The organism is Streptomyces sp. NPDC051136 (genome assembly GCF_044455745.1).
Taxonomy (GTDB): domain Bacteria; phylum Actinomycetota; class Actinomycetes; order Streptomycetales; family Streptomycetaceae; genus Streptomyces.
This window is the reverse complement of the sequence record NZ_JBITFE010000001.1, coordinates 231,485-253,010: the sequence shown is the minus strand read 5'-3', so window position 1 is coordinate 253,010 and position 21,526 is coordinate 231,485. Positions and strand designations below refer to the sequence as shown.

General features: G+C 72.2%; 13 protein-coding genes. 9 read left to right on the top strand and 4 right to left on the bottom strand.

Annotated elements, in window-relative coordinates; all coding sequences use genetic code 11:
• Positions 1 to 38: 38 nt before the first annotated feature.
• From ACIBCJ_RS01065 to ACIBCJ_RS01030, 8 genes are all read left to right on the top strand, one after another.
• Entirely contained in the window at positions 39 to 1,049 is a 1,011-nt protein-coding gene (locus tag ACIBCJ_RS01065; protein ID WP_362506627.1) for a LacI family DNA-binding transcriptional regulator, read from the top strand.
• 259 nt (positions 1,050 to 1,308) lie between these two features.
• Complete coding sequence (locus ACIBCJ_RS01060) at positions 1,309 to 5,595, top strand: discoidin domain-containing protein (RefSeq protein WP_365978862.1); 4,287 nt, start codon at positions 1,309 to 1,311, stop codon at positions 5,593 to 5,595.
• Between the two features lie 94 nt (positions 5,596 to 5,689).
• Complete coding sequence (locus tag ACIBCJ_RS01055; RefSeq protein WP_365978863.1) at positions 5,690 to 6,703, top strand: LacI family DNA-binding transcriptional regulator; 1,014 nt, start codon at positions 5,690 to 5,692, stop codon at positions 6,701 to 6,703.
• A 150-nt stretch (positions 6,704 to 6,853) separates the two neighbouring features.
• Positions 6,854 to 8,269 carry an extracellular solute-binding protein gene (locus ACIBCJ_RS01050; protein ID WP_365978864.1) on the top strand — a complete coding sequence of 472 codons (1,416 nt, stop codon included), beginning with the start codon at positions 6,854 to 6,856 and terminating at the stop codon, positions 8,267 to 8,269.
• A 67-nt stretch (positions 8,270 to 8,336) separates the two neighbouring features.
• Positions 8,337 to 9,296 carry a sugar ABC transporter permease gene (locus tag ACIBCJ_RS01045; RefSeq protein WP_365978865.1) on the top strand — a complete coding sequence of 320 codons (960 nt, stop codon included), beginning with the start codon at positions 8,337 to 8,339 and terminating at the stop codon, positions 9,294 to 9,296.
• Between the two features lie 19 nt (positions 9,297 to 9,315).
• A complete protein-coding gene (locus tag ACIBCJ_RS01040) occupies positions 9,316 to 10,191 on the top strand; it encodes a carbohydrate ABC transporter permease (RefSeq protein WP_362091462.1) in 876 nt (291 codons plus the stop codon).
• A gap of 142 nt (positions 10,192 to 10,333) precedes the next feature.
• Positions 10,334 to 11,941 (top strand): glycoside hydrolase family 13 protein, encoded by a 1,608-nt coding sequence (locus ACIBCJ_RS01035; protein WP_365978866.1) that lies wholly within the window; start codon positions 10,334 to 10,336, stop codon positions 11,939 to 11,941.
• 116 nt (positions 11,942 to 12,057) lie between these two features.
• Entirely contained in the window at positions 12,058 to 13,842 is a 1,785-nt protein-coding gene (locus ACIBCJ_RS01030; RefSeq protein ID WP_365978867.1) for a SpoIIE family protein phosphatase, read from the top strand.
• Positions 13,843 to 13,853: 11 nt separating this feature from the next.
• Here ACIBCJ_RS01030 and ACIBCJ_RS01025 read toward each other — a convergent pair whose 3' ends face one another.
• Positions 13,854 to 15,728, bottom strand: a complete 1,875-nt coding sequence (locus ACIBCJ_RS01025; protein ID WP_365978930.1) for an ABC transporter ATP-binding protein — start codon at positions 15,726 to 15,728, stop codon at positions 13,854 to 13,856.
• Between the two features lie 195 nt (positions 15,729 to 15,923).
• On the opposite strand from ACIBCJ_RS01025, the gene ACIBCJ_RS01020 reads away from it, so the two are divergent.
• Positions 15,924 to 16,823: a lysylphosphatidylglycerol synthase domain-containing protein gene (locus ACIBCJ_RS01020; RefSeq protein ID WP_365978931.1), complete on the top strand. Its 900-nt coding sequence runs from the start codon at positions 15,924 to 15,926 to the stop codon at positions 16,821 to 16,823.
• Between the two features lie 16 nt (positions 16,824 to 16,839).
• Here the strand turns inward: ACIBCJ_RS01020 and ACIBCJ_RS01015 are convergent, their stop codons facing one another.
• The 3 genes from ACIBCJ_RS01015 to ACIBCJ_RS01005 all read right to left on the bottom strand — a co-directional run bounded on the left by ACIBCJ_RS01015 (position 16,840) and on the right by ACIBCJ_RS01005 (position 21,306).
• The gene (locus ACIBCJ_RS01015) at positions 16,840 to 18,081 is read right to left on the bottom strand and encodes an FAD-dependent oxidoreductase (protein WP_365978868.1); all 1,242 of its coding nucleotides are present in this window, start codon (positions 18,079 to 18,081) and stop codon (positions 16,840 to 16,842) included.
• Entirely contained in the window at positions 18,078 to 19,481 is a 1,404-nt protein-coding gene (locus tag ACIBCJ_RS01010) for an FAD-dependent oxidoreductase (protein WP_362091450.1), read from the bottom strand. The genes ACIBCJ_RS01015 and ACIBCJ_RS01010 overlap by 4 nt, the downstream gene beginning before the upstream one ends.
• 385 nt (positions 19,482 to 19,866) lie before the next feature.
• Positions 19,867 to 21,306 carry an FGGY family carbohydrate kinase gene (locus tag ACIBCJ_RS01005; RefSeq protein WP_365978932.1) on the bottom strand — a complete coding sequence of 480 codons (1,440 nt, stop codon included), beginning with the start codon at positions 21,304 to 21,306 and terminating at the stop codon, positions 19,867 to 19,869.
• Between the last annotated feature and the right edge of the window lie 220 nt (positions 21,307 to 21,526).

Here is a 21,526-nt window from a genome sequence, read left to right as displayed (position 1 = left end):
AGCAAGCCGCTTGCGGTGTTTGCGTTAGCCTTTCGTCTGTGACGCGACGACTTGCTCAGGTGGCGAAGAAGGTTGGGGTCAGCGAGGCCACGGTCAGCCGGGTGCTCAACGGGAAGCCGGGGGTGTCGGAGTCGACCCGGCAGTCCGTGCTGAGTGCGCTGGACGTGCTGGGCTACGAGCGTCCCACCCAGCTGCGGGGCGAGCGGGCCCGCCTGGTCGGGCTGGTGCTGCCGGAGCTGCAGAACCCGATCTTCCCGGCGTTCGCCGAGGTCATCGGCGGCGCGCTGGCTCAGCAGGGGCTGACTCCGGTGCTGTGCACCCAGACCAAGGGGGGCGTCTCGGAGGCCGACTACGTCGAGCTGCTCCTCCAGCAGCAGGTCTCCGGCGTCGTCTTCGCGGGCGGGCTGTTCGCGCAGGCCGACGCCCCGCACGATCACTACCGGCTGCTGGCCGAGCGCAACATCCCCGTGGTGCTCATCAACGCGTCGATCGAGAACCTCGACTTCCCGTGCATCGCGTGCGACGACGCCGTGGCCGTCGAGCAGTCCTGGCGGCATCTGGCGTCCCTGGGACACGAGCGCATCGGCCTGGTCCTGGGCCCCTCCGACCACATCCCCTCCCGCCGGAAGCTGGCCGCGGCCGGGGACGCGGCCCGCGCCGCGCACACGGAACTGCCCGAGGAGTGCGTCGAGCGGGCCATGTTCTCCCTGGAGGGCGGCCAGGCGGCCGCCTCGCGTCTTCTCGACCGCGGCGTCACCGGCATCATCTGCGCCAGCGACCCCCTCGCCCTCGGCGCCGTCCGCGCCGCCCGCCGGCGCGGCCTGCGCGTCCCCCACGACGTCTCCGTCGTCGGCTACGACGACTCCGCCTTCATGACCTGCACCGAACCACCCCTCACCACCGTCCGCCAGCCCATCGAGGCCATGGGACGCGCCGCCGTCGACCTCCTCTGCGCCCAGATCCAGGGCACCGAAGTCCCGCACGGCGAGCTGCTCTTCGAACCGGAACTCGTCGTCCGCGGCTCCACGGCACAGGTTTCCGCCCGGTAACGGGATCTCACCCCCACCCCTGCCCGCAAATTGTTTGCGGGAATTGACAGTGGCTTGCGGCTGCCGAACGTAGCGCCTGAAAGTCGCTGATCCGAGGCTCAGACCAGTGCGCATTGGGCTGTCTCCACTCACACTCCGCGCTGACGTGCGCCAATTTCCGGCTGCCCGTTCTGTAGACGACTCAACATTTCTCTGCAACTCTCTGAGCGCTCAACGTAAATGTCGGAGAACATCGAGTGTCTACCTGATGTGGGGACAGATGAGAAACCGGAACTGGAGATCGCGTGCCCTGTGCACCGTGGTCGCGGCCAGTCTCCTGGCGCTGGGAGGACCGCTGCTGTCTGCCACGGCAGCCGGTGGTCCCAACATCGCCGTGGGAGACGCCACGGCGGCGAGCAGCTCGCACGGTGAGTACGGCGCCGCCAACATCACGGACGGCAACCAGGGTTCGTACTGGCAGAGCGCCGGCAGCAGCCTGCCCCAGTGGGTCCAGACCGATCTCGGCGCCACCGAGCGCATCGACGAGGTGGTCCTGCGACTGCCCGCGGGCTGGGAGAGCCGCCGGCAGACCCTCTCCGTCCAGGGGAGCGCCGACGGCACGAGCTTCAGCACGCTCAAGACGTCGGCCACGTACGCGTTCGACCCGGGATCGGGCAACACGGTCACCGTGTCCTTCCCCGCCACCCGGACCCGGTTCGTGCGGGTGGACATCACGGCGAACACCGGCTGGCAGGCGGCTCAGCTCTCCGAGCTGGAGGTGCACGCGGCCGGGGAGTCGTCCACGAACCTCGCCGCCGGCCGGCGTCTGACGGCGAGCGGTTCGACGGCCGCGTACACCCCGGGCAACGCCAACGACGGCAACAAGGGCACCTACTGGGAGAGCGCCAACGACGCCCTGCCGCAGTGGCTCCAGGCCGACCTGGGCTCCTCGCGCCGCATCGACCGCGTGGTCCTGCGGCTGCCGGACGGCTGGCCGTCCCGCAGCCAGACCCTGAAGATCCAGGCCAGCGACAACGGCTCGGACTTCACCGACCTGACCGCCGCCAAGGCGTACACCTTCGACTCGGCGGGCGGGCAGACGGCGACGATCACCTTCGACGCGGCCACCACGCGCCATGTGCGGGTCCTGGTGACGGCGAACACCGGCCGGCCCGCCGCCCAGATCTCCGAGCTGGAGGTCTACGGCCCGCAGACGGGTGACACACAGGCGCCCACGACCCCGGCGAATCTCGCCTTCACGGAGCCGGCCACCGGACAGATCAGGCTGACCTGGAACGGGTCCTCGGACGACACGGCCGTCACGGGGTACGACGTCTACGCCGACGGCAAGCTGCTGACCTCGGTCGCGGGTGACGTCACGACGTACACGGACACCAGGCCGACCGGTACGACGGTCACCTACTACGTCCGTGCCAAGGACGCGGCCGGCAACCAGTCGGGCAACAGCAACACGGTCACGCGCCGCGCCGACACAGGTGACACACAGGCGCCCACCGCGCCCTCGAACCTGACGCTCACCGAGCCGGCCGCGGGCAAGGTCAGGCTGGCGTGGACCGCCTCCACCGACGACAAGGGCGTCACCGGCTACGACGTCTACGCCAACAACCAGCTCCGCAAGAGCGTCGCCGGGGACGTGACCACCTATACCGACACTCAGCCGGCGTCGGCGAACGTGACCTACTTCGTGCGGGCCAAGGACGCGGCCGGCAACCAGTCGGGCAACAGCAACCAGGTGATCCGCAACGGCACCGGCAGCGGGTCGAACCTGGCCGTGGGCAAGCCGATCAGTGCCTCGTCCTTCATCCACACCTATGTCGCCGGGAACGCCAACGACAACAACACGTCGACCTACTGGGAGGGAGCTGCGGGCAGTTACCCGAACACGCTGACCCTCAAGCTGGGCGCGAACGCGGACGTCGACCGCGTCGTGCTGAAGCTCAACCCCGACACCGCCTGGTCGAAGCGCACCCAGAACATCCAGGTGCTCGGCCGCGCCCAGGACGCCTCCGGCTTCACCTCCCTCGTCGACGCGAAGGACTACGTCTTCGACCCGGCGAGCGGCGGCAACAGCGTCTCCGTACCCGTCGGCAAGCGGGCCGCGGACGTGCAGCTGAGGTTCACCGCCAACACGGGGGCGACGGCCGGACAGGTGGCCGAGTTCGAGGTCATCGGCACCCCGGCGCCCAACCCGGACCTGGAGGTGACCGGGCTGACCACGTCTCCCGCCTCCCCCGTCGAGTCGGACGAGATCACGGTGTCCGCGACGGTCGCCAACAGCGGCGCGGCGGACGCCCCGGCCGGCAAGGTGGCCCTCAGGCTCGGTGACACCAAGGTCGCCACCGTCGGCGTCCCCGCTCTGAAGGCGGGCGCGCAGAGCACGGTCAGCGCGTCCGTCGGAGCCCGCGACGCCGGTTCGTACACACTGAGCGCCGTCGCCGACGAGGCGAACGAGATCATCGAGCAGAACGAGACCAACAACACCTACACGCGGCCCGACCCGCTGGTGGTCAAGCCGGTGCAGAGCTCCGACCTGGTCGCCGCCGTCACCACCTCGCCGTCCAGTCCGGCCGCCGGTGACGACGTGACCTTCAAGGTCGCTCTGAAGAACCAGGGCACCCGGGACTCCGCCGGCGGCAGCCACGCGGTGACCGTCGCCCTGCTCGACGCGAAGGGCGCCACGGTCAAGACCCTGACCGGCGCGCACTCCGGTGTCGTCGCCGCAGGCTCGACCGCCCCGGCCGTGAGCCTCGGCACCTGGAAGGCGGTCAACGGTTCGTACTCCCTGAAGGTCACGGTCGCCGACGACGCGAACGAGCTGCCGGTCAAGCGGGAGAACAACACCTCCACCCAGCCGCTGTTCGTCGGGCGCGGCGCGAACATGCCGTACGACATGTACGAGGCGGAGGACGGGACGGTCGGCGGCGGCGCCACCGTGGTCGGGCCCAACCGGACCATCGGTGACATCGCGGGCGAGGCGTCCGGCCGCAAGGCCGTCCACCTGGACAAGACCGGCGAGTACGTCGAGTTCACCACGAAGGCGGACACCAACACCCTGGTGACGCGCTTCTCGATCCCGGACGCGCCGGGCGGCGGCGGCATCGACGCCACACTCAACGTGTACGTGGACGGCGTCATGAAGAAGGCGCTGCCGCTCACGTCGAAGTACGCCTGGCTGTACGGCGCCGAGGCCTCACCGGGCAACTCCCCCGGCGCGGGCGCCCCGCGGCACATCTACGACGAGGCCCACATCATGCTGGGCGAGACGGTCCCGGCGGGCAGCAGGATCCGGTTGCAGAAGGACGCGGCGAACACCTCCGACTACGCGATCGACTTCGTCAACCTGGAGCAGGTCTCCGCCGTCCCGAACCCCGACCCCTCGGCGTACGCGGTGCCGGCCGGGTTCACGCACCAGGACGTGCAGAACGCGCTCGACAAGGTCCGCATGGACACCTCCGGCAAGCTGGTCGGGGTGTACCTGCCGCCCGGTGACTACCAGACGTCGAGCAAGTTCCAGGTGTACGGCAAGGCGGTGAAGGTGATCGGCGCCGGTCCCTGGTTCACCCGGTTCCAGGCTCCGACGACGCAGGACAACACCGACATCGGGTTCCGTGCCGAGGCCAGCTCGAAGGGCTCCACGTTCGCGAACTTCGCCTACTTCGGCAACTACACCTCCCGCATCGACGGGCCGGGCAAGGTGTTCGACTTCTCCAACACCTCGGACATCGTGATCGACAACATCTGGAACGAGCACATGGTGTGCCTGTACTGGGGCGCCAACACGGACCGGATGACGATCAGGAACTCCCGGATCCGCAACATGTTCGCCGACGGCATCAACATGACCAACGGCTCCACCGACAACCTGGTGTCCAACAACGACGCCCGGGCGACCGGCGACGACAGCTTCGCGCTGTTCTCGGCGATCGACGCGGGCGGCGCGGACATGAAGAACAACCTGTACGAGAACCTGACGACGACGCTGACCTGGCGTGCCGCGGGTCTGGCCGTCTACGGCGGCTACAACAACACCTTCCGGAACATCCACATCGCCGACACCCTGGTCTACTCGGGCATCACCATCAGCTCGCTGGACTTCGGCTACCCGATGAACGGGTTCGGCACCGATCCGACGACCTTCGAGAACGTATCGATCGTCCGGGCCGGCGGGCACTTCTGGGGCGGGCAGACCTTCCCCGGCATCTGGGTGTTCTCCGCGTCCAAGGTGTTCCAGGGAATCAGGGTCAACAACGTCGACATCGTCGACCCGACCTACAGCGGCGTCATGTTCCAGACGAACTACGTCGGGGGCCAGCCGCAGTTCCCCATCAAGGACACGGTCTTCACCGACGTGTCCGTGACGGGCGCGCACAAGAGCGGCGACGAGTTCGACGCCAAGTCCGGTTTCGGCGTGTGGGCCAACGAGATGCCCGAAGCGGGGCAGGGGCCCGCGGTCGGTGAGGTCACCTTCAACGGGCTGAAGCTCGGCGACAACGCGGTGGACATCCGCAACACGACGTCCACGTTCAAGATCATCCGCAACCCGTAGACCCGGCTCGGAACGGGGGCCGACAGCACCTCTTGTCGGACGGGCCACCGACTGGCGCAAGTCTCTTGCGGAGACTTGCGCTAGTCTTGCGTTTGTGACGCGACGACTTGCTCAGGTGGCGAAGAAGGTTGGGGTCAGCGAGGCCACGGTCAGCCGGGTGCTCAACGGGAAGCCGGGGGTGTCGGAGTCGACCCGGCAGTCCGTGCTGAGCGCGCTGGACGTGCTGGGCTACGAGCGTCCCACCCAGCTGCGGGGCGAGCGGGCCCGCCTGGTCGGGCTGGTGCTGCCGGAGCTGCAGAACCCGATCTTCCCGGCGTTCGCCGAGGTCATCGGCGGTGCGCTGGCTCAGCAGGGACTGACTCCGGTGTTGTGCACCCAGACCAAGGGGGGCGTCTCGGAGGCCGACTACGTCGAGCTGCTCCTCCAGCAGCAGGTCTCCGGCGTCGTCTTCGCGGGCGGAGGACTGTTCGCGCAGGCCGACGCCCCGCACGACCACTACCGGCTGCTGGCCGAGCGGAACATCCCCGTGGTGCTCGTCAACGCCTCCATAGCCGACCTCGGCTTCCCCTGCATCGCCTGCGACGACGCCGTCGCCGTGGGGCAGTCCTGGCGGCACCTCGTCTCACTGGGACACGAGCGCATCGGTCTCGTGCTCGGCCCCTCCGACCACATCCCCTCCCGCCGGAAGCTGGCCGCGGCCAGGGACGCGGCCCGCGCCGCGCACACGGAACTGCCCGACGCGCACGTGGAACGGGCCATGTTCTCCCTGGAAGGCGGCCAGGCAGCCGCCTCGCACCTCCTGGACCGCGGCGTCACCGGCATCATCTGCGCCAGCGACCCCCTCGCCCTCGGCGCCGTCCGCGCCGCCCGCCGGCGCGGCCTGCGCGTCCCCCACGACGTCTCCGTCGTCGGCTACGACGACTCCGCCTTCATGACCTGCACCGAACCACCCCTCACCACCGTGCGCCAGCCCATCGAGGCCATGGGACGCGCCGCCGTCGACCTCCTCTGCGCCCAGATCCAGGGCACCCAAGTCCCGCACAGCGAGCTGCTCTTCGAACCGGAACTCGTCGTCCGCGGCTCCACGGCACAGGTCTCGGCCCGCTAGCGGAACCCACCGTCTGCGGTGGGCTGTCAAACAATTACGAAATCAGCGCGAGATATTGCGTTCACTTGTTCGCGGTGGTTGAGTGAGCGGCGCCCCACAACGCATCGGCGGTGGGGCGCCTTCCACGTTCATGCCCGAAGGGGACCACCCATGAGAAGTGCTCGGTTCCGCCGTACTCGCCGTGCCGGCGCCATCACGCTCGTCTCCGCTCTCACCCTGACCGCTCTCGCCGCCTGCGGCACGAGCAGCAGCGACGACGGCGGCGGTTCCGAAGGCGGCAGCGGGTCCTCCGACCCGTCCGCCCCGCTGGACCCGAAGACCAAGGTGACGATCACCATCGACTGCATGCCGCCGAAGGCGAAGGCGGCCGAGCTGAAGGAGTGGCAGGAGGACGTCAAGGCCTTCAACGAGATCTACCCGAACGTCACCATCGAGGGCCGCTCCACCCCGGGCCAGTGTCTGGAGCCGCCGCGCTTCACCGCGATGCTCAAGGCCAAGTCGCAGCCCGACGTCTTCTACACCTACTTCACCGACCTGCCGCAGGTGCTGGACAACGACGGCGCCGAGGACATCACGGCCTACGTCAACGACAAGACCGTCCCGGCGCTGAAGGACATCGACCCGAACGTCCTCGGCTCGCTCAAGGACGAGAACAAGCTGTACGGCCTGCCCACGAGCAACTACACGATGGGCCTGCTGATCAACCGCAAGCTCTTCGAGCAGGCCGGACTCGACCCGGACACCCCTCCCCGCACCTGGGACGAGGTCCGCACCGCCGCCAAGAAGATCGCCGCTCTGGGCGACGGCATCGCCGGCTTCGGCGAGTACAGCGCGGGCAACACCGGCGGCTGGCACTTCACCGCCCAGATGTACAGCCGCGGGGCCGAGGTCGTGGACGAGAGCGGCAAGAAGGCGGCGTTCAACAACGAGGCCGGCAAGGAGGTGGCCGAGAACCTCCACGCGATGCGCTGGGAGGACGAGAGCATGGGCAAGACCCAGCTCCTCAAGTGGGGCGACCTGCAGAAGCAGATCGCCACCGACAAGCTCGGCATGTTCCTCGCCGCACCGGACGACATCACCTACATGGTGCAGCAACTGGGCGCCGACTACGAGAACTTCGGCATGGGGCCGATCCCGGGCGAGAAGAACACCCTGGCCGGCGGCAACAGCTACATGATCAAGAAGGGGATCTCCGCCGACAAGATCAAGGCGGCCGTCGCCTGGCTGAACTTCGAGAACCTCACCGTCGGCAAGGGCCAGTTCGACTGGGCCCGCAAGAAGGCCGACAAGCTGCCCGTCGGGCTTCCGCAGCCGAACTTCTGGCTGAACGACTCGAAGACGAAGGACGACGCGGCCCGGCTGGAGCACGCCACCATGCCGGTCGAGAACTTCAAGGCGTTCATGGACAACCCGGTCCCGGGCATGGCCGAGCCGCCGAAGGCCCAGGAGGTCTACAAGGTCCTGGACAACGTGATGTCGGGCCTCCTCACCAACGAGGACGCCGACGTCGACAAGCTGCTCTCCACCGCCGAGCAGCAGGTCGACCAGGTTCTGGCCACGCAGTGACCGGCTCCCTCGGGGGGCGGGACGCACCGCCCCCCGGGGCCCATGAGACCAGCCCCAAGGAGCGACGATGTCGGCCCCCAGCCTGACCCCGAGCAAGGCGGCCAGAGTCCGCCCCGCGCAGCCGCCGGCGGACGGCCCGCCCCGGCGCGGCGGATCGTTCGGCAGGAGCCTGAAGCGCAACCTCACCGCGCACGGCTTCCTGATCGGAGCGGTTCTCTGCTTCGCGTTCTTCTCCTGGTACCCGATGGTCCGGGAGTTCCTCCTCGCCTTCCAGAAGACGGACCGGGGCGAGGTCTCCTGGGTCGGCATGGACAACCTGTCCACGGTCTTCAACGACCCGGCCTTCTGGCAGGCGTGGCGCAACACCGCGCTGTTCACCGTGCTGGCCCTGGTCCTCGGCTTCGCCGTGCCGTTCGTCGTCGCCATCGTGATCAACGAACTGCGGCACGGCAAGGGGTACTTGAGGCTGCTCGTCTACCTGCCGGTGATGCTGCCCCCGGTCGCCTCCGTGCTGCTGTTCAAGTACCTGTACGACCCCGGTTACGGCCTGCTCAACGAGGTGCTGGACTTCTTCGGACTGCCCGAGCAGCAGTGGCTTCAGGACCCCGGCCTTTCCATGCTGTCCGTGGTCATCGCGTCGACCTGGATGAACATGGGCGGCGCGGCGCTGATCTACCTCGCCGCGCTCCAGGGCATTCCCGGCGAGCTGTACGAGGCGGCGGAGCTGGACGGTGCCGGGCTGCTGCGCAAGATCTGGCACGTGACCATTCCCCAGACCCGGCTCATCCTCTCGCTGATGCTGCTGATGCAGGTCATCGCCACCATGCAGGTCTTCGTGGAGCCCTTCCTGCTCACCGGTGGTGCCGGCCCCGAGGGCTCGACGACCACGGTCGTCTACCTCATCTACCAGTACGCCTTCAACTTCAACAACTACGGTGCCGCGGCGGCCCTCGGCCTGCTGCTCCTCGTACTGCTGGCCGGTGTCTCGGCGGCGTACGTGAAGCTCAGCCGCGTCGAGGACGAATAGAGCCCGGGGGAATCGGCAGATGTCCACACGCACACTCATTTCACCGGCCCAGCTCGCCCGGCCTCGTGGGAAGCGGCTGTACTGGGTGGTCTTCGGCCTCGTCGTCGCCCTGTTCACCGTGGTCTTCCTGGGCCCGATGTACTGGATGGTCTCCAGCGGTTTCAAGAACACCCAGGAGGCCGTGCAGACCCCGCCGACACTGGTCCCCGAGTCCTTCGAACCCGGCAACTACACGCAGGCCTGGGAGGTGATGGACCTGGCGAGCCTGCTGGGGAACACCCTGTTCTACGCGTTCGGCGCGCTCGCCTTCCAGCTGGTGTTCGACGTGGCGGCGGCCTACTCGCTGTCCAAGCTCCGGCCGGTCCTCGGCAAGGCGATCCTCGGTCTGATGCTGGCGACGCTGATGATCCCGGCGACCGTGCTGGTCGTGCCGCAGTACCTGACGGTGCTCGACGTGCCGATCTTCGAGCGCAACCTGCTGAACTCGCCGTGGGCGATCTGGCTGCCCTCGGTGACCAACGCCTTCAACATCTTCCTGCTGAAGCGGTTCTTCGACTCGGTCCCCCAGGAGCTCCTCGACGCCGCCTCCATGGACGGCGCCTCGCCGATGCGCACGCTCCGGTCGATCGTGCTGCCGATCTCGCGGCCGATCCTCGGCGTGGTGTCCATCTTCGCGATCGTGGGCGTCTGGAAGGACTTCCTCTGGCCCATGCTGACCCTGCCCGACCCGGCCAAGCAGACCCTGAACGTCGGGATCTACTCCCTGTCCAACGGAGTGCCCATGAACGTGCTGATCGCCGCGCTCACCATGGCCTCGCTGCCGACGCTCCTCATCTTCCTGGTCTTCCAGCGCAACATCATGAGCGGACTCACCGCGGGAGGACTCAAGGGCTGAGGGTCCACCGGCCGGGGCGCTCGCCGCCCGCCGCCCTCCCCGCCTCCCGGCACGTCCCGTCAGACTTCGCCGCCGGTCCGTCCGACGCCCCGCTCTGTCCGGGCCGGCGGCGAAGACCCACCCTGCCCGAAAGGACCGTCACGTGGCAGCCCCCACCTCGCACCACCGCACCGAAGACTGGTGGCGCGACGCCGTCATCTACCAGGTGTACCCCCGCAGTTTCGCCGACGGCGACGGCGACGGCACCGGTGACCTCGCGGGCGTCCGGGCGAGACTGCCCTATCTCGCCGAACTCGGCGTGGACGCCGTCTGGTTCACCCCCTGGTACGTCTCACCACTCGTCGACGGCGGCTACGACGTCGCCGACTACCGCACCATCGACCCCGCCTTCGGCACCCTGGGCGAGGCGGAGAAGCTGATCGCCGAGGCGCGCGAGCTGGGCATCCGCACCATCGTCGACATCGTCCCCAACCACGTCTCCGACCAGCACGCCTGGTTCCGGGCGGCGCTGGAGGCCGGCCCGGGCAGCGCGGAGCGGGAGCGCTTCCACTTCCGTCCCGGCCGCGGTGAGCACGGCGAACTGCCGCCCAACGACTGGCCCTCCCAGTTCTCCGGCCGTACCTGGACCCGGGTCCCGGACGGCGAGTGGTACCTGCACCTGTTCACCCCGGAGCAGCCCGACCTCAACTGGGCCCATCCCGAGGTGCGCCGGGAGCACGAGGACGTGCTGCGCTTCTGGTTCGAGCGCGGGGTGGCCGGCGTGCGCATCGACTCCGCCGCACTGCTCGCCAAGAACCCCGCGCTCGCGGACTTCGTGGAGGGCGTCGATCCGCACCCGTACATCGACCAGGACGAGCTGCACGACATCTACCGCTCCTGGCGCAAGGTCGCCGACGAGTACGGGGGCGTCTTCGTCGGTGAGGTGTGGCTGCCCGACGCCGAGCGCTTCGCCCGCTATCTGCGGCCCGACGAGCTGCACACCGCCTTCAACTTCAACTTCCTGTCCTGTCCATGGGACGCGGAACGGCTGCGCCGCAGCATCGACGACACCCTGGCCGAGCACGCCCCCGTCGGCGCCCCGGCGACCTGGGTGCTCTGCAACCACGACGTCACCCGCACCGTGACCCGGTACGGCCGCGAGGACACCGGATTCGACTTCGCGAAGAAGGCCTTCGGCACCCCGACCGACCTGGCCCTGGGCACCCGGCGCGCGCGGGCCGCCGCGCTGCTGACGCTGGCCCTGCCCGGGTCCGTCTACGTGTACCAGGGAGAGGAACTCGGCCTGCCCGAGGCCGACATACCGCGCGCGAGCATCCAGGACCCGATGCACTTCCGCTCGGGAGGCGTGGATCCGGGGCGGGACGGCTGCCGGGTGCCGCTCCCGTGGGCCGGCGACGCGCCGCACTGCGGGTTCGGTGCCGAGGCGGAGCCCTGGCTGCCGCAGCCTGCGGGCTGGTCGGCGTACGCGGCGGACCGGCAGAGCGCCGATCCGCGGTCGATGCTCTCGCTGTACCGCGAGGCCCTGCGCCTGCGACGCTCCACCGAGGGGTTCGGCGACGGTCCGCTGCACTGGCTGCCCGCGCCGGACGGCGTCCTCGCGTTCCGGCGCGCGAACGGCCCGGTGTGCGTCGTCAACCTGTCCGCCGCGCTGGTGGAGCTGCCCGCGCACCGTGCCGTCCTGCTCGTCAGCGGGTCGCTGGACGAGGCCGGGCGGCTGCCGTCGGACACGGCGGTGTGGCTGCGCGCCTGAGGTGTGACGGGGCGGCGGACCCCTGCCGGTGCGGGTGCCGGCCGGGGGTGCCGCCGTCGCCGGTCGTCCCGCGGCAGGGCAGAATCAGCACAGGAGGCCGTGGGAGGAGGCGACGCGTGCGGGAACGACCATGGCCGGGCGGGCTGCGCCGCCCTCCGAATCCCCTGGTGAGCGGGCACCGGGCGGCGCGGGGCGCGCTGCGGTCGGTGTCGGAGGCGCTGGGGGCGCGTCGGCGGCTGGCCTGGCTGAACGCGGCGGACCTGAGCATCGGCACCACACTGGACGTGCGGCGGACGGCGGAGGAGCTGGCCGACTTCACCGTGCCGGAGCTGGCCGACGGCGCCGCCGTGGACCTGCTGGACTCGGTCCTGCGGTTCCAGGACGGCGACCGGGCCCCCGCGGGAGGGGACGCGCCGCGGCTCAGGGCCATGGCGGTGTCGGAGGTCGCCGGGCTGGATCTCGCGCCCGACCCGGTGGGCGAGCTGTCGGTGCACACGGCCGACCGGTTGGGCCAGCGGTGCCTCACCACCCGTCGGCCGGTGCTGGTGTCCCGGATGACCCGGTCGGACTTCGCCGTGATCGCCCCCTCGCGGGAGTCCTCGGACATCATGCGCCGGGCGGGCGTCCACTCCTATCTGGCGGTGCCGCTGATCGCCCGCGGGGTGCTGCTGGGCCTCGCCGACTTCGTCCGGGCGGGGCGCCGGGCGCCGTTCAACCGCACCGACGTGGCCCTGGCGATGGAGCTGGCGTCCAAGGCCGCCGTGTACATCGACAACGCCCGGCTCTACGGGCGCGAACGCGACCACGTGGTCACCCTGCAGCGGGCGCTGCTCCCCCGGTCAGCTCCGAGCACCCCGGGCCTGGACGTGTCCTCGTGCTACGACCCGGCGGCCGATCCGGCCGCCGTGGGCGGTGACTGGTTCGACGTGGTCGCGCTGCCCAGCGGCCGTACGGCTCTGATGGTGGGCGACGTGATGGGGCGCGGCCTGGCCGCCGCCGCGACGATGGGGCGGCTGCGCACGGTGGCCCGGACCCTGATGGCACTGGACATCGCTCCCGAGCGGCTGCTGGCCCGGCTCGACCTGGCCGCCCGTGACCTGGAGGAGGACCAGGTGGCCACCTGCCTGTGCGCGGTCTACGACCCGTGCGGCGGCACCTTCCGCATCGCCAGCGCCGGGCACCCGCCCCCGCTGCTGACCGGACCCGACGGCACCGTCTCGTTCCTGGACGTGCCGGCGGGGGCGCCGCTGGGCACGGGGGTGATCCCGTACGACCCGGTCGAGCGGCCGGTGCCCGAGCGGAGCCGGCTGACGCTGTACACGGACGGGCTGGTCAGATCGCGTACCACGGACCTGGGCACGCAGCTGGAGCGGCTGCGCGAGGCTCTGGGGGGCGGCGTCCCCGAGGACGGCACCGTGTGCCGGGCGGTCTCCGAGCGGGTCGGCGGCGACCGGTCGGACGACGCCATCGTCCTGGCCGCCCTCGCCCGGCCGCTCGGTCCGGACTGCGACGTGTACGTGCGGGCGCTGCCGCCGGACGGCAAGGCGGCCGGGCAGGCCCGTGCGGCGGTGCGCGAGCAGTTGCGGCGATGGGATCTGGAGGAACTGGTCGACACCACGGAGCTGGTGGTGAGCGAGCTGGTCGGCAACGCCCTGCGGTACGGGAACGCCCCCGGGGAGCTGCGGCTGCTGCGGCACGAGCGGCTGTCGGTCGAGGTCTCCGACTCCGGTCCCGACCTGCCGCAGATCCAGCACGCGGACGTGAGCGACGAGAGCGGGCGCGGCCTGCAGCTCATCAACATGATGTGCCGGCGCTGGGGTTCGTGCCGCACCCCCGGGGGCAAGGTCGTCTGGGCCGAGCAGGACCTGCCGGTGCGGGCCGGGGCGCCCGGCCCGCGGTAGCGCGGTCCGCGCTACGCGGCCTTGTCCATCGCGGTCCGCTCGAACTGGGTGCGGTGCAGCTGCGCGTAGCGGCCGTCGGCCACCAGGAGTTCCTCGTGCGTGCCGCTCTCCACGATGCGGCCGTCCTCGACCACCAGGATCCGGTCGGCCGCCCGGACGGTGGACAGCCGGTGCGCGATCACCACGGCCGTCCTGCCCTGGAGGGCCTCGGCGAGGGCTTCCTGGACGGCCGCCTCGGAGGTGTTGTCGAGGTGGGCGGTGGCCTCGTCGAGGATGACGACGCGCTGGCGGGCCAGGAGCAGCCGGGCGATGGTCATGCGCTGACGCTCGCCTCCGGAGAGCCGGTAACCGCGCTCGCCGACCACGGTGTCGAGTCCGTCCGGCAGGGACCGTACGAGGTCGGCCAGGCGGGCGCGGCGCAGCGCCTCCCACAGGTCGTCCTCGGTGGCGTCCGGCCGGGCGAGCAGCAGGTTGGCCCGGACGGTGTCGTGGAAGAGGTGGCCGTCCTGGGTGACCATGCCGACGGTGTCGCGCAGCGACCGGGCGCTCAGCTCGCGCACGTCGACGCCGCCGACGCGGACGGTGCCGGTGTCGGTGTCGTACAGGCGCGGCAGCAGCTGGGCGATGGTGGACTTGCCGGCGCCGGACGAGCCGACCAGCGCGATGGTCTGGCCCGGTTCGGCGCGGAAGGAGAGGCCGTGCAGGACCTCCTCGCCGCCGCGGGTGTCCAGGGTGGCGACCTCTTCGAGGGAGGCGAGGGAGACCTTGTCGGCGGACGGGTAGCCGAAGCGGACGTCGTCGAACTCGACGGCGACCGGCCCGTCGGGGACCGGGCGGGCGTCGGGCTTCTCGTCGATCAGCGGGGTCAGGTCCAGCACCTCGAAGACCCGCTCGAAGCTGACGAGGGCGCTCATGACCTCCACCCGGGCCCCGGCGAGCGCGGTCAGCGGTGCGTACAGGCGGGTCAGCAGCAGGGCCAGCGCCACGACGGCGCCCGGGTCCAGGGTGCCGCGCAGGGCGAAGAAGCCGCCGAGGCCGTAGACGAGGGCGAGGGCGAGCGCGGAGACCAGGGTGAGCGCGGTGATGAAGGCCGCCTGGGCGGTGGCGGTGCGCACACCGATGTCGGCGACGCGCCGGGCCCGGTCGGCGAACTCGGCGGACTCCTCCTCCGGGCGGCCGAACAGCTTGATCAGGGTGGCGCCGGGAGCCGAGAAGCGCTCGGTCATCCGGGTGCCCGTGGCGGCGTTCAGCGCGGCGGCCTCGCGCTGCATGCGGGCCATGCGGCGGCCCATGCGCCGGGCCGGGAGCACGAACACCGGGAGCAGCACCAGGGCGAGCAGGGTGATCTGCCAGGACAGGGTCAGCATGACGGCGAGGGTGAGCACCAGGGTGACCGCGTTGCTGACCACGCCGGACAGGGTGTTGCTGAAGGCGCGCTGGGCGCCGATGACGTCGTTGTTGAGCCGGGAGACGAGCGCTCCCGTACGGGTACGTGTGAAGAACGCGACCGGCATGCGCTGCACATGATCGAACACGGCGGTCCGCAGATCGAGGATGAGTCCCTCCCCGAGCGTCGCCGAGAGCCGGCGCGAGAGGATGCCGAGCACCGCCTCGGCGAGGGCGATGAGCGCGCTGAGCAGGGCGAGGCGCACGACCGTGCCCTCGTCGCCGTCCGACACGATCGCGTCGACGATCTTCCCGGCGAGGACGGGGGTGGCGACGGCGAGCAGGGCGGTCGCCGTTCCGAGCAGCACGAACCGGACGATGCGGCGGCGGTGCGGGCGGGCGAACGCGCCGATGCGGCGCAGCGTGGCGCGGGCGAAGGGGCGGCGCTCGTCCTTGGCGTGCATGACGCTGTACAGCTGCGTCCACGCGGTGGTCTCCATACTCATGCGGGAGACGGTAGGACCTCGACCGGCCTTGAGGTCAAGGAGGCGCCGCCGGAGGTCCGTAAGCCCTTGTCCGCGCGTCGGTCACCCGTAGTTGGCGCGACTGGGGGAATGTCTTGTGGTGTGACGACAGCGGTTGGCATCTCCGAGAAACCACTCCTGCACCGAGTCCCGGTCCGCCGGGTGCTGTGCGTGCTCCCGCTACTCCTGGTGGGCGTGGTCGCGGTGCGGCACCGGGCCGTGCTGGCCGAGGGGTTCGGCCATCTCGCCACGGCCCGCTGGCCCTGGCTGCTGGCCGCGACCGGCGCGACCTGCCTGACCTGGGTGGCCGCCGCCTGCACCCGGCAGGGCGCGGTGGTGGAGCGGCTGCCCCGGCGGCGGCTGCTGGCCACGCAGTTCGCGGCCGGCGCGGCCAACCACCTGCTGCCGACGGGCCTGGGCGCGAGCGCGGTGAACCTGCGGTTCATGACGGTGTGCGGTCTGCCGCTCGCCCGTTCCTCGGCCGCCCTGGCGCTGTACCTGCTGGCGGAGAGCGTCGGCCGCCTCGCCCTGCTGGGCGCCCTGCTCCTCGCGTTCCCCGGCGCGCTGCGGGTCGGCGCCCTGGTGCCCGAGGGTGCGATGGGCCCGCTCCTGGCCCTCGCGGGCGCGGTGCCGGTCGTGGCGGTGGTGGTGCTGGCGCTCCTGCCGCGGCTGCGCGGGGCGCTGGTCTCCTTCCTGCGGACGGCGTTGGGCGAGGCCCGCTCGGTGCACGCCCGTCCGGCGCGGGCACTGGCCCTGTGGGGCGGCGCGCTGGCGTTCCCCGCCCTGCAGTGCGCCGCGCTGGTCCTGGTCGGGCGGTCGCTGGGTCTCGAGGTGCCGGCCGGGCACATGGCGGTGGCGTACCTCGCGGCGACGGTCGCGGTGGCGCTGGTGCCCACGCCGGGCGGCCTCGGCTCGGTCGAGGCGGCGCTGGTCGTGGCGCTGGTGGCGGCGGGCGGGCCGGCGGCCGTGGCCACGGCGGTCGTGCTGGCGTTCCGGCTGCTGACGGTGTGGCTGCCGCTGCTGCCGGGGGCGCTGACGCTGGCGGCGCTGGTGCGGATGCGGGTGATCTGAGGGGCCGGGGCGACGGTCAGGTGACGGTGACGTGCACCGGGCCGCCGTCGGGATCGACCCGGTGCGTCCAGCGGGCCGACAGGGTCAGCGGGCGGTGCGGGACGGCGGTGGTGAGGCGGCACCGTTCGCGGTGCAGGAGGCGGCCGTCCTGGGTGACGTGCAGGACCGGGCGGGGCAGCGGGACCGCCGTGCGCAGGAGGTACGGGAGGCGGTCGGCCGGGGTGACGCGGTTGGGTGCGACGCGCAGCAGGGGCGGTCCGGTGACCAGGGGGACACCGGTGGGCCAGTGCGGGTCCGCCCCGCTCGCCCGCGGGCCGTCCTCCAGCCACTCGCGTACGGCGGTGGCGGCGTGCGCGCCCTCGCGGGCCGCCGTGGCGGCGCTCTCGACGGCGTGCAGCACGCTGCCGACCGCGAAGACGCCGGGCCGTGAGGTGCGCAGGGCGCCGTCCACGGCGGGGCCGCGGGTGCCCGGGTCCAGGAGCAGCCCGCCCCGCCGGGCGAGTTCGTGGTCGGGGACGAAGTCGCCGGTGAACACGACGGTGTCGCAGGGCAGCGTGGCGGTACGGCCGTCGCGGTGGCGCACCCGCACGCCCGACAGGCGTCCGTGGCCGAGGAGTTCGGTGACGGTGGTGCCGGTGAGGACGGGCGTGCGGTGCCGCAGGCGTGCCTGGAGGGTCCGGGCGCGTGCGGCGGGGGCCCTGGGCGGTTCCGTGACCAGCGCGACGACCTCGGCCCCCGCGGTCCGTACGGTGTCGGCTGCGGCGTGGGAGACGTCCTCGGCGCCGACGATCACCGCGCGGGTGCCGATGTGCTGGCCGTACAGGTGGACCGCCTGCTGGAGTTCGCCGGTGGTGTAGACGCCGGCGGGCCGGGTGCCGGGGACGAGGCGGGCGGCGCGGGGGCGTTCCCGGGCGCCGGTGGCCAGGACGACCGCGTCGGCGCCGATCGTCCGGGTGCCCCGGGGGCCGACGGTGGTGAGGGCGCGGGGGCCGGCCCAGTCGAGGGCGGTGACGCCGGTGCGGACGTCGGCTCCGGCGCGGACGGCCGCGTCGGCGCGCAGGCGTGCGTAGGCCGGTCCGGTCAGGTCGTGCGGCCAGGTGCCGAAGCCCCGGTGCGCGCAGTGCCTGGGCACTCCCCCGGGTGTCCGCTCGCGCTCCAGGACCTCGACGCGGGCGCCGGTGGCCGCGAGCAGCGACGCGGCGGCGAGTCCGGCCGGGCCGGCCCCCACCACCAGGACGTCGACCCGATGACGGGTCACCTCTGCGCCTCCTCGAACAGGGCCCGTACCGCCGCCCCGCAGTAGAAGCCCTGGCAACGGCCGGCCCCGGCCCGGGTGCGGCGGCGCAGTCCGTCCGGCGAGCGGGGCGGGACCGGGCCGGCGAGGGCGTCGCGGATCTCACCGCGGGAGACCCGTTCGCAGTGGCAGACCAGGGTGCCGTACTCCGGGTCGGCGGCGACCAGGTCGGGTCGCTGGTGGGAGCGGGGGAACGCCTCGCCGAGGTTGGGCATCAGGACCGGTTCGAGGCGGCGCCGGGGGCCGAGGTCCAGGCCGGTGCCGGCGAGCAGGCCGGTGACGTGCTCGGCGATGGCGAGGGAGGCGGTGAGGCCGGTGGAGCGGATGCCGCCCACGGTGACGTAGCCCTGGCCGGGGTGGGCGGTGATCCGGTAGTCGTCGTGCTCGGTGGCGGCGCGCAGGCCCGCGTAGACGGCGGTGACCTCCTCGTCCAGCAGGGCGGGCAGGATACGGCGGCCCTGTGCGCGCAGGCGGCTCAGCCCTTCGGCGGTGGAGCCGGTGTCGCGCTTGTCGTCCAGGTCCTCGGCGGTGGGGCCGAGCAGCACGTTGCCGTAGACGGTGGGGGCGACCAGGACGCCCTTGCCGAGTGCGGTGGGGACGGGCAGGAGGATGTGGCGGACGAGGGCGCGGGCGAACTTGTCGTGGACGACGAGCTGGCCCCGGCGCGGGGTGACGGTGAAGTCCTCGTGACCCAGTTGGCGGTCGAGGGTGTCGGCGTGCAGTCCGGCGGCGTTGACGAGCCGGCGGGCGCGCAGTGGGCCGCGCGGGGTGCCGAGCCGGTGGACGCCGTCCGCGTGACCGGCGTGGCCGACCGGTGAGTCGAGGTGCAGGTCGACTCCGGCGCGGACGGCCTGGGTGGCGTACGCCAGGGTCGTCGTCCACGGGCAGATGATGCTCTCGCCGGGGACGTGCAGGGCGCCGAGCGCGCCGGGGCCGAGGTGGGGTTCGCGGGCGTAGAGGTCGGCGGGGCCGAGGACGTCGGTGTCGTGGTACTCGTTGCGCCGGGCCTTCTCCGCGAGCCGGGGCAGGGCGGCGAGCTGTTCCTCGTCCCAGGCGACGAGCAGGGCGCCGACGCGTTCGAGGGGGATGCCCGACTCGGCGGCGTACTCGGCGAGTTGGCGGGCGCCCTCGCGGACCAGCCGGGCCTCCAGCGAGCCGGGCACGGCGTCGAACCCGGTGTGCAGGATGGCCGTGTTGGCCTTGGACGTGCCCTGCCCGACGTCGTCCCGCGCCTCCACGAGGGCCACCCTCAGCCCCGGGTGCTGCGCGAGCCGCCGGGCGATGGCGCACCCGACGACGCCCGCGCCGACGACGGCCACGTCGTACGGCTCGACGGGAGGGGGCCCCGACGCGGTGACGGTCATGCCCGGTTCCCTCGGCACCACGCGCCGTCCCGGGCACGGCGCTTCCCCGCGGCGGGGACCGGCCGGTGGACGGCCCGTGCGGCGCCGGGCACGGCTGCCGGCGCCGGGACGGGGGCCGAAGACGGAACGGGGGCCGGAGACGAGACGGCCGCCGGAGACAGGACGGGCGCCGGAGACGGGACGGCCGCCGAAGACAGGACAGCCGCCGGAGACGGGCGGGCGGGTCGCCGCGAGGCGGGTCCGGTCGGCCGCCCGGGCCGGTCGGGGAGGTGCCCGGGCCGGTCTGGGAAGTAACCGGCCCGGTCTGGGAGGCGCCCGGCGTCCGACGCGTCCCGGCCGGGCGGGCCGGATGCGGGGCCGGCCGCGTCGGGGCGGTGGACGCCCGTCATGCCGGGTCCCCGGCGAGCAGCGCGGTGACCGCCGCGCGGAAGCGGTCCCGGCGTTCGGCGGCCTCGTCGGCGGTGACGCGGGGCTCGTACACGGTGGTGGGGCCGGTGCCGGGGAGCGCGTCGGCGAGGGAGAGGGCCGGGTCGGCGCCGAGCCGGGCGAGCGCGCCGACGCCGAGCGCGGTGGCGTCGGGCAGGGCGGACACCTCGACCGGGCGTTGCAGCAGGTCGGCCTGGGTCTGCATGAGGAGCGCCGAGCGGGTGAGGCCGCCGTCGACGCGCAGCACGGTCAGCGGGGCGCCGAGGTCGGCCGCGGCGGCGTCGGCGAGTTCGGCGACCTGGGCGGCGAGGCCCTCGCACAGGGCCCGCACCAGGTGCCCGGGGGCCGTGTCCAGGCCGAGTCCGGTGAGCGAGCCGCGCAGGTCCCCGCGCCACCAGGGGGCGGCGAGTCCGGCCAGCGCCGGGACGAAGGTGACACCGCCCGCGTCGGGCACCGTGGCACCCACCGGGTCGAGGTCGGCGGCGCCGGTGAGGACGCCGAGGTCGGTCAGCCAGCGTACGGCGGAGGCGGCCGTGTACACCTGGCCGTCCAGGCAGTGGTCGGTGCGTCCTCCGAGGCGCCAGGCGACGCAGGCCGCGAGGCCCGAGCTGCCCCGGTGCGGGGTGCCGCCGGTGTGGGCGAGGAGGAACGCGCCGGTGCCGTAGGTGCACTTGGCGGTGCCGGGTTCGGTGACGCGCTGGGCGAGCAGGGCGGCCTGCTGGTCGACGGCGAGGCCGGTGAGCGGGAGTTCGGGGCCGAAGGCCCGGGTCGTGCCGACGTGGGCGGCGTTGTCCACGATGTCCGGGAGCCGTTCGTCGGCCAGTCCGTACAGCTCCGCGGCGCGTCGCGACCACTCGGCCCGGTCGAGGTCGAGGAGGCCGGTGCGGGAGGCGGTCGCGGCATCCGTGACGTGGGCGCCGGTGAGGCGGTGGACGAGCCAGGTGTCGGAGGTGGTGACGTGGCCGTCGCGGGTGAGGTGCCGTCGTGTCCAGGCCATCTTGGGCGCGGCGAAGTACGGGTCCAGGGGCAGGCCGGTCAGGTGGCGCAGTTCGGCCGCGTGGTCGGCGAGTTCGGCGCAGACCGGTTCGGCGCGGCGGTCCTGCCAGACCAGTGCGTCGGTGAGCGGGCGGCCGGTGGCCGGGTCCCAGGCGAGCACCGTCTCGCCCTGGTTGGCCAGACCCACGGCGGTGACCGGCTCGCCGGCGTCGGCGAGTGCGCGGCGGCCGGCGTCCACCACCGAGCCGTACAGCTCCCGCGGGTCCGCCTCCACCAGACCGCCGGGCAGGTACCGGGGACGCACCTGCGCGAACCCGGTGCCGACGACGCCGCGTTCGGGGCAGAGCACCAGCGCCTTGGTACCGGACGTGCCCTGGTCGACGGCGAGCACGCACTCCGGCACCGCCCACCTCCAGGCTCCCGCGCCGACCGTCTCGGCGATCACTGCGCGCCAGCCTGCCCGTACGGCCCAAGCGCGTCAAGGGCGGCTGATCGTCGGTCGGTTGGCGCTGGTGGCGAAGGTTTTGTGCCGCTCGCTCAAAAGCGAACAGAGGCGGAACCTCCGCCTCTATAGTGTGCGCCGACCGATCGACCCGCACCACCGCCCCCGGGGAGGGCTGTTT

Coding starts and splice junctions, on each gene's coding strand:
- ACIBCJ_RS01050 (WP_365978864.1), top strand. CDS start 6,854: ATGAGAAGTGCTCGGTTCCGCCGTACTCGCCGTGCCGGCGCCATCACG.
- ACIBCJ_RS01045 (WP_365978865.1), top strand. CDS start 8,337: ATGTCGGCCCCCAGCCTGACCCCGAGCAAGGCGGCCAGAGTCCGCCCC.
- ACIBCJ_RS01025 (WP_365978930.1), bottom strand. CDS start 15,728: ATGGAGACCACCGCGTGGACGCAGCTGTACAGCGTCATGCACGCCAAG.
- ACIBCJ_RS01010 (WP_362091450.1), bottom strand. CDS start 19,481: ATGACCGTCACCGCGTCGGGGCCCCCTCCCGTCGAGCCGTACGACGTG.
- ACIBCJ_RS01060 (WP_365978862.1), top strand. CDS start 1,309: ATGAGAAACCGGAACTGGAGATCGCGTGCCCTGTGCACCGTGGTCGCG.
- ACIBCJ_RS01040 (WP_362091462.1), top strand. CDS start 9,316: ATGTCCACACGCACACTCATTTCACCGGCCCAGCTCGCCCGGCCTCGT.